We start from the raw sequence: 13,004 nt of genomic DNA, 5'->3' as shown, positions 1-13,004 counted from the left end.
GTATGGTGCGTAAGAAGTTACTTATTGGGTTCATGATCTTTTTTGTAGGACTGTTTTTATTCGCGCTATGGGATGGTGAGTTCGTCGCCTTGTCAATCACAGGCCTAGGATTTGCGATTTATGGTTATCGACACGAAGAGATTGAAAAGCTTGAGGAAAAGGTTACGAAGAGAATCATGAGACAAGTCGATGCGACACTCATGAGCATCACAATCTATGGATTGTTGGTCATTAGCATTATCATCAATTTCTTTATGGATGAACCACAGTTATCATTGATTGATGTCATTTATGTCGCATTAGGTGTGTTGTTCGGTCTGCGTGGACTGCTCATTCGGAGTGTCTATCAAGTAGAAATACAGGACCAATCGAAAGTGACAATGATAAGAAAAACCCCGAGTTCGTAAGACTCGGGGTTTCGTTATGCGGATTTGTCCGTGCCTTCTTTTTTGACTTTTCGAGCGAGTGCCAAGATTTGATACACTTTGAAAAAGTCGTAAGCGGCGACGGCGATGATGAAGTACGTCCAGAAGCTGAACCCATACTCTTGTACCGAGAAGTACGCGAGGACGGTGAACAACACACCGAACGAGAGACTGAAGAGCATCATCACTTTTAATTGTCGCGGCATAACTGCCACCTCATTTCTACATTAAAAATAGTACGAGCATCACGAGCGCGTTGTTGAACGCGTGGATGGCGATTGGCACGATTAATCGTCTCGTCTTCGCATACGCGTATGAGAACGCGAAGCTCATCGCGATATACACGAGGAATCGATTGTCATCATGGATGAGCGCGAATAGGATCGAACTGACCCCAAAGGCAATCCAGAAACCGAAGCGCGCGTTCAAGTTCCCGAACAGTATATGACGGAAGAGAATCTCTTCGATAATCGGTCCAAGCAAGACGACCGGCAAAATCATGAGTGGAATGACTTGCACCATCTCGGCAATATTTTGTGTGTTCACCGACTCGACCAGTTCACCAGAGATGGCCGTCTCAATCAAGTTTGCCACGATAACGAGCCCGTATTGCATCAAAATTCCGAGGCCGATCCATTTGACCGTGTCGTTCAAGTTCGACTGGATGCCTTGCGCCTTGTATTGTTTCAAGTCTGGCCAGATGAGCAAGATTGACAGAATAATCGTCACACCGAATCCGATGGCGAGCCACAGCCCGACGAACGTTTCGGTCAGCCATTCCGGTCGTACTTCGCTAATGACGAGCGGAAATAGTTGGACGAACGCATATAATAAAATCGGGGTGAGGTGCCGGAGGCGAATGTTAGGCGCCATCGAAAAACGGGTATTTATCGATTGGTTTGAGTTTAATGTAGCCAATTCAACACGTCCTTAATTTTTAAGAATGAACCTACCTTTTTTTCATTGTAACAAATAAGTTCTCTTGACCGCGAGTGAGAGCATTTTTTGATGTTCCCCACTTGATTTTTTAATCGTCGCATACTACACTTATCAATGTTAGCACTCCTTTTAACTGAGTGCTAAAACCTTACGATACACATTACATCATTCATATTCGGAGGAGGGTTTTTCCATGTTAAAACCACTAGGCGATCGTGTCATCATCGAAGTCGTGGAGAAAGAAGAAAAGACGATCGGGGGCATCGTGCTTCCTGATACGGCGAAAGAAAAGCCGCAGCAAGGGAAAGTCATCGCAGTCGGAACAGGCCGCGTGACGGACGAAGGCAAGCGCATCGATCTCGACGTGAAAGAAAATGATTTGGTCATCTACTCGAAGTACGCAGGTACCGAAGTGAAGCATGATGGAAAAGAGTACTTAATCGTTCGCGAGAGCGACATTCTCGCAATCGTAGGCTAAGCACCATTATTCAAAAACTTTTTTAGGGGGAAATGAACGATGGCAAAAGATATCAAATTCTCAGAAGATGCACGTCACGCGATGCTTCGCGGCGTCGACGCACTCGCTGACGCAGTCAAAGTAACGATCGGACCAAAAGGACGTAACGTCGTCCTCGAGAAGAAATTCGGTTCACCACTCATCACAAACGATGGCGTGACCATCGCGAAAGAAATCGAACTCGAAGACCGCTTCGAAAACATGGGCGCGAAACTTGTTGCCGAAGTCGCGTCGAAGACAAACGAAGTCGCAGGGGACGGTACGACAACAGCGACAGTCCTCGCACAAGCGATGATTCGTGAAGGCCTCAAGAACGTCACAGCGGGCGCGAACCCGATGATCCTTCGTAAAGGGATCGACAAAGCGGTTCGTCGTGCACTCGAGGAATTGAAATTGATTTCAAAACCGATCGAGTCAAAAGAAGCGATCGCACAAGTCGCGGCCATCTCGGCAGCGGACGAAGAAGTCGGCGAATTGATCGCAGAAGCGATGGAGCGCGTCGGAAACGACGGTGTCATCACAATCGAAGAATCACGCGGCTTCACGACAGAACTCGACGTCGTCGAAGGAATGCAGTTCGACCGTGGATACCTTTCACCTTACATGATCTCAGACTCTGACAAGATGGAAGCGTCACTCGACAACCCGTATATCTTGATCACAGACAAGAAGATCTCAAACATTCAAGAAATCATCCCAGTGCTCGAGCAAGTCGTGCAGCAAGGGAAGCCAATCTTGATCGTCGCAGAAGATATCGAAGGCGATGCCCTCGCGACACTCGTCTTGAACAAACTTCGTGGTACGTTCAACGCGGTTGCGGTCAAAGCACCAGGATTTGGTGACCGTCGTAAAGCGATGCTTGAAGACCTCGCGACACTCACAGGTGGTCAAGTCATCACAGAAGACCTCGGTCTCGATCTCAAATCAGCATCACTCGACATGCTCGGTCGCGCGTCGAAAGTCGTCGTCACAAAAGACACAACGACTGTCGTCGAAGGTGCAGGGAACGAAGAAACAATCAAAGCACGCGTTCAAACGATCCGTAACCAAATCGAAGAGACAACGTCTGACTTCGACCGTGAAAAACTTCAAGAGCGTCTCGCGAAACTCGCAGGTGGCGTAGCCGTCGTCAAAGTCGGTGCAGCTACGGAGACAGAGCTCAAAGAGCGTAAACTTCGCATCGAAGACGCACTCAACGCGACACGTGCAGCAGTTGAAGAAGGAATTGTTGCGGGTGGTGGTACATCACTCATCAACGTCATCCCAGCCGTTCGTGCGTTGCTTGCAGAAGTGACAGCGGATGAAGCGACAGGTGTCAAACTCGTCCTTCGTGCTCTCGAAGCACCGGTCCGTCAAATCGCGGAAAACGCGGGTGAAGAAGGTTCGGTCATCGTCGAGAAACTCAAGAACGAGTCAGTCGGTGTCGGGTACAACGCGGCAACTGGCGAATACGTCGACATGATCGCACATGGTATCGTCGATCCAGCGAAAGTGACGCGTTCAGCTCTTCAAAACGCAGCATCTGTCTCAGCGATGTTCCTCACAACAGAGGCCGTCATCGCAGACAAGCCAGAAAAAGATGGCCCTGCAATGCCTGACATGGGCGGCATGGGTGGAATGGGCGGTATGATGTAAACTTTATAAATTTAGCGAGGTTTACTACTTAAAGAAGATGATTTCTGAAAATAGAAATCATCTTCTTTATATTTTTATTATCCAAGTTTACTTTTTTAAATAATTATTTTAAAGTTCAGACAAAAATTCTTCAATACTACAAAACTTTAAATGTGAGTCTTCAGGTAGTTTTCCGTTATGCATATTTTGAGCGACTTCAGACGTAAGTTCAAACCATAATACATTACTTTGTGGAAGAATTTCATTTGTGCTATTCAATGTATTCACACAGACAAAATATATTTTTGCATTAAAAATTTTATTAGAAACGTAAGAGAGAAAATCTAACTGATAAGCATTCGGCTTACTAAATCTCTTGTCAATAGCAAACTGTAATAAGCGTTTAGCTTCGCTTAGAGAACTTAAGTTTTTTCTGAAAGTTGTAACTTCTAGCGCTTTCATTTCACCAGTTTCACTTTCCCATAAATAATCTATATCAATAGTAGCAATTTGATCAGTATTGTATTTCTCATTACTTACAATTTCTAAAGTATTTTTAGTATGCTGAAGAGCATTTACAAAAAAAGTAGGGAAATGTTTGTTATCAGAAGATAAAATCTTACTTTTTGCAGGAGTTAAAAAATTTAAATAAAAAACTTTAGGATCTTCTTCATTAATTGGGTTTAAAGTAAACTGGATATCACTTAATTTTTGATTTAAATTAGAATCTTTGTGAACTTCGAAGGTCACATATTCTATTTGATATGCAAGTTCTTCTTCTTTAATTACGTTATGCCAAATTACTGGCCAAACATAAGAATTTGCATATTTACCTTCTAAAAATTCATGGATTTTGTTATGAGAACCAGATTTTGAAGGGTATTTTTGATATGGTTGCATATAATTTTCTCCTTTGTATAAGCTAAATTGTATTTATAAAGTTAGTACGATATATAGTTCAATTTCAATTTTGTATCTCATTAATTAAATTCATTTTATTTATCGTGTATAAAAAGCATGGATATTTTAGGTTTCTTGAAGTGGTATATGAAGAATCACTAGAACTTTTTAAGATTATATATCTTCCTTCTCCATTTAATGACTCTGAATAATAATCAACAACACCTAATGGATTAAACACATGCTTTATCTGACGACCGTGGCTCAATTCAAACTCACGAACAAGTTGTTCGAATTTCTCAGGATTAATTCGAGAACTACTTTCAAGTTCACTTAAAGGATTGAATTCAAATTGTCCGATGAGTTTAGGGTAATCAACTAAAATCATACGTTGTAGATCTAATTGTTCGAGCTTAGCACTCTTAATTTGATGAAGCGATTTAACCGATGCATTCAATTTATTTAGTGTCTGAGAATTAGTGGTAGTCATGTTGGATTGAAGTTGGAAGATTTGATCGTACAGCTGGTTGGTTTGTTCTTCTAAAGACTGACTAATAAACTGTCTCAATTTGAACGTATATAGATTTTTCTTTTCTTCTAAGGGTTTCACTTCATCCGTAATATATTTTGTCAAAAAGCTTAGAACGTTTTCTCCATAGCTAACTTCATCAATTGTAGTCAAATTTGAAAGATTACTTGTATATAACCAGTTATTACTCAATTGAATCAAAGTACCATTTCTCTTCTCTCCAATGGTTAGAACGGTATCATTCATTGTTTCATGCTTACTATTTTTAAATCGAATCCGGAACATCCAGATATGTTTCAAATTAAGTAGATTGTTATCAAATATATATTTTTGAGCGGGTAATCGAATTGCAGGTGTTTCTACGTAATCTAACATCCATCTATATAGATAGTGAGTTTTTGTAATCCGAGACAGATCATCCAATTCGTCTTGATTGAAAACTGAGAAAGGTGTGTCTATTGACCAATTAATACTTTCTTTATAATTTTTCTTGAAAGACGGTGGTAAATAATTTACTAAAAAGTAGTTTTCGTTTTCATCAACCACAACGTTTTCTTGTTTCAGGGATTGAATTATAAAATTTTGGTGGAGGTCAAGAGGTATTTGGTTTACTTCTGAGCAAACTAAATCCTTTTTTATCTTTTGTAAATCATAGTTTGAAGTCAAGTAGTTCCATTGATCGGCAGAGTACTTAAGTTTTAACTGTTCGTCAGTTAGCTGCTTATCGAGCTCGTCTACAACATCGGATAGACTTTTTCGGGACACAACAGTATCTTCCATAATGCGACTTAATGAGAAGTCATTTCCTAACACATCGCCTAAGAAATCATAGACACTGTTCTGTCCTAAACTCGATTTCATAGACTCGAGCTTCTCAAAAAGTTTTGTTAGAACATAGCCTTCACGCGTGTTATTTGCGACCATATTCACAATTAGTACGTCATTCTGCTGACCGATACGGTGTATTCGACCCATACGTTGTTCCAGTTTGTTAGGATTCCAAGGAATATCATAGTTCACAAGTTGATTACAGAATTGAAGGTTGATTGACTCTCCGCCAGCGTCAGTCGCGATCATAATTTGAGCATCTTTTTTAAAGTACTCAATCTGGGTTAAACGCTCTTTCATTGATTGGCTACCTTGTAAAATGGCGATATTGTCAACATGAAATGATAAACGTTTTTTTAAAAAAGTTAAGGTGTCGACAGATTCAGTAAAAATTAATAATTTCTCTTTTTGATTTAATAATCCATCTACACCTAATAATAAATCTTCTAATTCAATGTATTTCCGTTCGGTATGGTATCGACGAAATTGTTTGATTTCTGAGATTATCCCTTGAACAATATTGAGTTCTTCTTGGATGCGATTTGTGTCAACAAATTCAATAATGTCGTCAACTAAGTTTTCAGCTGAATTAAGAGTAAATTCGTCTTCACTTTTTTGTTGATAAGTTTTTATGACATTTGTCATTCGTTTTTTTCGATCACGTTCATTTAATTCTAAGTACAATGTTAATTTTTGAAGTCGTCTGTCCAAAGACTGTTCAATCGCAAATATCGATGAACTTAATCGTCGTTGTAAAATCATTAGTGCGAAAGTGGTGGCATTTTGCTTATTTGCCACAGCTTTATTATAGTAATCCTGCACATAAGACGTTACAGTATTGTACAATTCGAGTTCTTCTTTACTTAACTCATATTGAATGGTTTTTGTGACTCTTTTTGGAAATATACTTTTTCCGTTTAAATCAACCATGTCTTCTTTTAGTCGACGAACAATATACGGATTACTTGTTTGATTGAGTGCTTCTTCACTTAATGAATCATGAAATACGAGTGGGTCAAGCAATTTCAAAAGTAATCTATAATTTTGTGTATCCCCCTTGTGAGGTGTGGCTGTTAGTAATAGAGCATGAGGGGTACTTTGAAGTAATTTTTCACCTAATGTATATAACTTAGTTTTCACGATTTTTTTGCTATTCGTTTGATAGGCAGCCATTTTATGTGCTTCATCAATGATCACTAAATCAAAATCTGCTTCAAGTATTAACTTTTGAACATCTTCACGAGCTGCCCAGTTTAAAGAAGTTAAACAATGAGTGTGCTTAATAAAAGAATTTACTTTTTCTGTCGTTAAAGTGGAGCGAGAAATAATTGTGAAGGCTTCATTAAACTTTTCGTTCATTTCTTGTTGCCACTGTGTAAGGACAAGAGGTGGTGCTAAGATTAATACACGCTTAAGATGATGACGAACCGTTAGCTCTTTTAAAAGCATCCCCGACATAATTGTTTTACCTGCACCAGGATCATCGGCAAGTAAGAAGCGGACCGGGGTTCCTTCTAAAAATTTATGATAGACAGCTTCGATTTGGTGAGGAAATGGCAATATGTTTTTAAAGTGTGATAAGTAATTTTCTTTAGCAAAGTCTTCGGCTTTCAATAAATGGTAACTTAACAATGGGAGAAGATCAGACCATTTTTCAGGTAAGTGCCCAGATGAGGATTGGTCAGTTCCAAGTAGTGAATCATTGCTTATAAGTTGATGATAGTACTGATTGGTTCGGAGACCGATTGCTTGTAAAGAGTGATATTGTTCTCCATATGGCTCGCACTTCAATAGCTTTATTGGTTCTTCAAATAGTGGGATGTTAATAATTGTTCCAATTTGTATCTTCATAATATCCTCCAAAGAAAAAGTCTTCTACAGTTAACTGTAAAAGACTTTTTAGGCACGTTCAATGATGGTATCTCGAATAGTAGAAATAACTCTATAATTTTCTTCTTTCACATCTGCAATTGTAACATCATAGTGAAAAGGGAAGAAAATCGAATTGTATTCGAGCGTTTCTTTCGAAATGGAAGAATGATTTACAGATTGCATTAACACTTCAATCATTAGAGCGATATGAAATTTGAAATCAATTTCACAGACAACCTTAGAGTAAACCCCGATCTTAGGACGATCGATTAAATTCCAATAATATAAAGTAGACAAAACAGAAGCAACAGCTACTTCAACCCGACGTCGGTTTCCGTATATTGATTTTAAATGGTGCTGAATTTGACGAGTAGTCACATGGTCATGAAGTCGAAATTGTTTTCCAATGTATTCTACAGTATCTCTAAAAAACGGATAAGCGAGACATGACAAAGCATAGTAGTAAAATGCTTGATTGGAAGTAGAGAAAGAGTGATAGCGGAACAGCGATTCGTCATCTTGATCGGATAGGGTACGATTCAAGATACTTTTAATTTGATCTTTTGTTTCTTTCCCTTTTATGAACAACGATAAGTCATCATTCAATGTATAGGTTGAATCTTGTCTCATATGAATATAAAAGTGAACATATTCAGGACGTATAGGTTTAATGAAGCCAATTGGATTCATAAAGAGCCTCTCTTTCATTCATTTGCGTGTTAATTGAACAAACGGAACAATCACTTCTTCAATATGAATACCGCCATGGGTCACAATGCGTTCATTCTTTGTGATGAAAGCGGAATTACCACTCGCAAGTAACGGATAGATTGTAGGTGGCAGTCCTGAAGAATTCCATTCAATTGAAGATGAGTGTTCTACATGAGTTCGTTCTCGAATTAACATAGTATCATAATTTCGAACGCGCTGCCCTTTTGTGTTCGCAAGAATTCCTTCATTGATTCGTCCAGTTCCAGTAGCTTCAATATGACCGTGGTCAGCTGTAAGATAGATCTCGTATCCTGATTGATGTAAATCCTGAAGCAAAGATAGAAGATATCCTCCTTGGATCCAAAGTTGAGTTTCTCGAAACACTGAAACAAGTCCTTGTATTGCACTATGCATGAATCGATCAATCACATCAATGACACAACCATATACACGGGCATAAGGAGAATTGAGACTTAGGATGGATTCTGTTGTATACTCTTCGAGCCCAAGGCTACGTTGATAAAAAATTTCATTTAGTTGATAACCATCTTCCATCCAAAAAGATTTCCATAGTTGAGCTTCTTTGTTTGTTGTCGAAAAGCTATCTGCAAATGCACGGGGCTCTTTACCAGAAAAAATAGCCTGTCGCGAAACATTGGTTAGGGTAGGCACCCATGAGAAAACACTGTGCTCTTCAAATGACCACCCTTCTTTTAATAGAGTTGGCTTTATGACTTCCCACATCGTAAAACTCATTCCGTCCATCACGATTAACGCAATTTTATCTGCTGAAGATTTTGAAAGGAAATGAGGAATTTGATGAGACAGTTTTGGCGATGGCACACTTGGTAAAGAGCGCAAAGATTCGAAACTAGAAGTAAGCCAATTTTCAAAGTGGGTGTTTGCTACTTTGATATTTTCCTCAGCCTCAATAGAGAACGATAAATCGTTTAAAAGATAAGAGGCACGTACTTTCCCGATTTGTTCTCCAAACATTTTCCAATCATTTAGTTTAAAAGCTTGATAATTTGAAATCGGTAACTCAGCAAGTGGTACTGCATCTGCTGATTGTTTGCTTTGTTCAATGAGGAGCAGTTGAATCTCAGCTGGATATTTTTTTTTGTTCTCTACTGGCAACTTTGTTAACTGGGCCATAATCTCAGGGCGCAGATAAAAAGATAATCCAGGAAAAGTAACTTCATAAAAAGATGAATTCTCTTTTTGCATCATGTCATATTGAGCAATATCATTCATAAATTGTTGATTTAGCAACTTACGCAACTTTACTTGAGATTCAAACAATTCTTGATTAGATGTCCAGAGTGGTGATAAAGAGTGAGCTTCCTTCAAGAATGTTTTGAATTGAGCTGGAAAATCTCCACGAGATTCATAGAATGATGCTACATATGCATAGAACTCATACGGATGACTAAAATATCGTTTTAAATCAATATCGTACAGCTTGTTGAATAAACAGATCATCGACTCTTCATAAGATTGCATCGTTTTAGGCATATGTTCATGTGCATCTAATACTGGAAGTAAATCCTCGCTATTAAATTGCTGTAAAGCAGATTCGTCTAAATGAGGAAAAAGTAGTCCCCAAGTTATAGTAACTTGAAGACTACTTTCTAAAATATCAAACGGCACAGAAGAGAAATCCTGAGAAATGACTAAAAGGAACGGTTCATTTTGTTTACTCAAACAAAATGTCTCGTAGGCAAGTCGAGTTGCTATCGGGTCATCTGCTACATGAACGGTATAACCTAAATTGGTCACCATATTTCGGAAAGACGGTGAGTTAAATAGCTTATTCATGTCATGAACGACATAATACGGATTGGATTGAAGCAGAAATGATTGTATGCGATGCAAATCATTCATCGTTTTCTTCATCTCCTGTTATAGCCCTAGCTTAATTTGGGCGTTATCGAAATACATAAGAAGTTTATCATCTTCTTGAATAACAGTTTCAGGCAGACGGTTACCTATATCGACAATTGTTTGATAGTCTTTTTCACTCCATGCTTTTTTAAAGCCTGCTCGAATTGCTTCAGTACGGAATTCTTTTAATTTCTTTTTCGACTTTGTCATTTCATCAACATAGAGATTAAATTCTCGTAAGAGAGATTTTTCACGAAGTTTCTCGAGGTCTGCTTGTTTGTTTGGATCCGGAACATACCAGCGATTCATTGCTTTTTGTTTAATCTTTTCATCAGTAGGTTCAAGTCCGCGCAGATCAGGATAGTTTCTTCGGAAGTATGAAACTATCTGTGAAGGAACCTCAGGTTCACTGTCGTAACGTAAAAAGTTTTGAACTAACAATTCATCTAATTCGGGTAGTTTTTCATGCTTTGCAATGTGTTGAATTTCTTTCATAAATTTAGGGTGAAGATCTTGACGAGTTTGAGGTGTTTTTAATAGTTGTTGACGTATCCATTCAATAGCACTGCTTTCTTCTGAAATAAACAAAGAGGTTTGGGAGACTTCTTTAAAAGATGCTGAATATTTGTCATATTGAGTGACTTGATTATCTAAAAATATCATTCCATCTCTTAGAGGAAATCTTTGTGTCAATTCTTTTTGATATTCTGCAGAAGAAATAGGTACTGGAAGATTATTTTGTATATGATAAGCTACCATTCTATCAAACAATATTCTAGGAGTACGTTCTATAATATAGTCATTTTGTAAAGAGTTTTTATGAATTAGAGGCAATTTCTCAAGATGTTGCGATGTAAACATCCATGCCGACTCAATACTATTAGATTTTTGCTGAATGTTCTTTATGTCTTTATTAAGCGGTTTATATGCAGAAATAACTAAATCCTGTTTGACAGCTGTAGCAGAAGTCACCGCTTTAAAGCTTCCCATTTTTTTGTCAAGAGCAGCTACATTAGCTATTATAAATCCTGCTTTTTGTATCGAATCTTGTATGGAATTCCAAATACTAGCTTTAGAGTTACTAAATTCTACTGTAATCCATCGCCCAGGCTTCAATACTCTATAATACTCTTTGAAGCTTTGTTCCATTAATTTTTGGTATGAATTTATCTTTTTATTCTGAGATTTATTGATGATGGCTTCAGGTTTGTTGTTAGTCTTAACTCTAATCCAGGATTCCCATAAAAAACTAAGCTCAGAATACATTATGTTTGCTCCAAATGGAGGATCAGTAAATACATAATCTATTGTATTATCTTTAATATTTGTATGTGACTGTGAGTGTAGAGATACTACGTTATTTTTATTTTTTGCAAGAAATGCTAATTTTAGTTTTTTAACTTTATTCTTATAAGCTTCAAATATATTAGATTCTGCAACTCTTGAACCAATATAGAGCGTACCGCTTAATGGATTGTATGGAAAAGAAACTTCAGGACGATATCGATTAAGTTTAGACAAGTTTACAAGGTGGCTAGTAAACAACAATAAAAGTTGGTCTCGATAGGGGCTTACAGAAATACGTTCGTGTAGCTTAGAGAGCAAAAATAAATTGCGTTTTGTATAAAAATGTTGAACGTGAGTGTATCCGATTCTGTCATTCCTTCTAGACTCATCGCCTTCAGGCATCCTGTCAGTTGGATACCAGGAATCAAGTGGTAAATTATTTATTCGATCAATTATTTCATTATCTGTTTGAGAAATTGTTTTGAGTTTGTTTCTATTATTCTCTTTATAACAAATCATTACTGGTAATGTTTTAATACATTTTACATTTTGATTCAATGCTTCATCGAAAATATATTCCCATGATCGATTTAATTCTTTTTTAGTTAAATTTATTTTGCAATTAGGGCAGCTAAAGGAATCTAAAACTTTGTTATTTTTATCGTCTGTAGCATCATAGTGAAAAACTATATCTGATTCACATTGGGGACATGAGAAGACATCACTCCAAACTGTATAACTAATAGTATGATGTTTTTGAGTGTTTTCATCTAGCGTTTGATACATCCAACCATATTCATCTTCTAATTCAAAAATTATTTTTAAAGCTTCTTTCTCGAAATCCTCACTATTTAATGGAGTGTTATAATTTTTTGAGATAAAGGTAGCTATGGGTGACAAATCCCCCAAAATCACGTTCCGATTCCCATAGGAAATTTCTTTAGAATGATTTAGAAGTGATTTTTGTTTTAATTGTTCCACTGTAACTTCTTGATTAGCCATTATAGACGCTACACCTGTCATACCAGTGCCGGAAAAACCATCGTAAACAATATCTCCTGGATTCGTATAATGTAATAAGTAATTTAAAATCGCTTTTGGTGGGACTTTCGTGTGATAAGAATGTGCATTGTAAACGGCATCGTTTTTCCCTTCACTAACGTCACTAGTAAATGGCTCAACTTTATAAATATCATTTGAAAATTCTTTATAATATTCTTGTTTCTGCAACTCCCATTCCTGAATAAATTCATTTAGCCATGGATTAGGGCAAGCTGTATAATAAGGCGGATCAGATAGAGCGATGATGTCTTCATCTTGACCAATTGGGAAGCCATCAATTTGTTTTAACTCAGGTAATTTTTTACGTAGTTCTTCTCTAAAATACACTCTTCTTTCATCATCATTTTTAAATGTCAAACCGAGACAAACGACAGGTTCACCGTTTGTCTCGTTTCCTGTAGTAAATGATAATTGTTCGTGTTCAGACATCATAATT

The 13,004-nt window shown here is 37.7% G+C and carries 10 protein-coding genes; 3 read left to right on the top strand and 7 right to left on the bottom strand.

Features of this window, described 5'->3' with window-relative positions; genetic code table 11:
* Window positions 1–5 precede the first annotated feature (5 nt).
* Window positions 6–407: a hypothetical protein gene (locus PJK55_RS13710; RefSeq protein ID WP_271306172.1), complete on the top strand. Its 402-nt coding sequence runs from the start codon at window positions 6–8 to the stop codon at window positions 405–407.
* 14 nt (window positions 408–421) lie between these two features.
* On the opposite strand, the gene PJK55_RS13705 is transcribed toward PJK55_RS13710, so the two are convergent.
* Both PJK55_RS13705 and PJK55_RS13700 read right to left on the bottom strand, forming a co-directional pair.
* Entirely contained in the window at window positions 422–631 is a 210-nt protein-coding gene (locus PJK55_RS13705; RefSeq protein WP_015880600.1) for a YdiK family protein, read from the bottom strand.
* A 16-nt stretch (window positions 632–647) separates the two neighbouring features.
* Window positions 648–1,343, bottom strand: coding sequence for a CPBP family intramembrane glutamic endopeptidase (locus PJK55_RS13700; RefSeq protein WP_271306171.1), 696 nt, complete (start codon window positions 1,341–1,343; stop codon window positions 648–650).
* Between the two features lie 214 nt (window positions 1,344–1,557).
* On the opposite strand from PJK55_RS13700, the gene groES reads away from it, so the two are divergent.
* Both groES and groL read left to right on the top strand, forming a co-directional pair.
* Entirely contained in the window at window positions 1,558–1,842 is a 285-nt protein-coding gene (gene groES, locus PJK55_RS13695) for a co-chaperone GroES (protein ID WP_214689558.1), read from the top strand.
* Window positions 1,843–1,881: 39 nt separating this feature from the next.
* Window positions 1,882–3,516: a chaperonin GroEL gene (gene groL, locus PJK55_RS13690; protein ID WP_224863484.1), complete on the top strand. Its 1,635-nt coding sequence runs from the start codon at window positions 1,882–1,884 to the stop codon at window positions 3,514–3,516.
* A gap of 108 nt (window positions 3,517–3,624) precedes the next feature.
* Here the strand turns inward: groL and PJK55_RS13685 are convergent, their stop codons facing one another.
* The 5 genes from PJK55_RS13685 to PJK55_RS13665 all read right to left on the bottom strand — a co-directional run bounded on the left by PJK55_RS13685 (window position 3,625) and on the right by PJK55_RS13665 (window position 12,997).
* Entirely contained in the window at window positions 3,625–4,395 is a 771-nt protein-coding gene (locus PJK55_RS13685) for a hypothetical protein (RefSeq protein ID WP_271306170.1), read from the bottom strand.
* A gap of 64 nt (window positions 4,396–4,459) precedes the next feature.
* Window positions 4,460–7,603 carry a DEAD/DEAH box helicase gene (locus PJK55_RS13680; RefSeq protein ID WP_271306169.1) on the bottom strand — a complete coding sequence of 1,048 codons (3,144 nt, stop codon included), beginning with the start codon at window positions 7,601–7,603 and terminating at the stop codon, window positions 4,460–4,462.
* A 48-nt stretch (window positions 7,604–7,651) separates the two neighbouring features.
* Window positions 7,652–8,314 (bottom strand): hypothetical protein, encoded by a 663-nt coding sequence (locus PJK55_RS13675; protein ID WP_271306168.1) that lies wholly within the window; start codon window positions 8,312–8,314, stop codon window positions 7,652–7,654.
* A gap of 18 nt (window positions 8,315–8,332) precedes the next feature.
* The gene (gene pglZ, locus PJK55_RS13670) at window positions 8,333–10,219 is read right to left on the bottom strand and encodes a BREX-3 system phosphatase PglZ (RefSeq protein ID WP_271306167.1); all 1,887 of its coding nucleotides are present in this window, start codon (window positions 10,217–10,219) and stop codon (window positions 8,333–8,335) included.
* 18 nt (window positions 10,220–10,237) lie between these two features.
* On the bottom strand, window positions 10,238–12,997 hold the full coding sequence (locus PJK55_RS13665) for a DNA methyltransferase (RefSeq protein ID WP_333781804.1): 2,760 nt from the start codon (window positions 12,995–12,997) through the stop codon (window positions 10,238–10,240).
* Window positions 12,998–13,004: the final 7 nt, after the last annotated feature.

Origin of the sequence: Exiguobacterium sp. MMG028, from assembly GCF_027947425.1 — a bacterium.
GTDB classification, from domain to species: Bacteria; Bacillota; Bacilli; order Exiguobacteriales; family Exiguobacteriaceae; genus Exiguobacterium; species Exiguobacterium aestuarii_A.
This window is presented reverse-complemented; position numbering and strand designations above follow the sequence as displayed.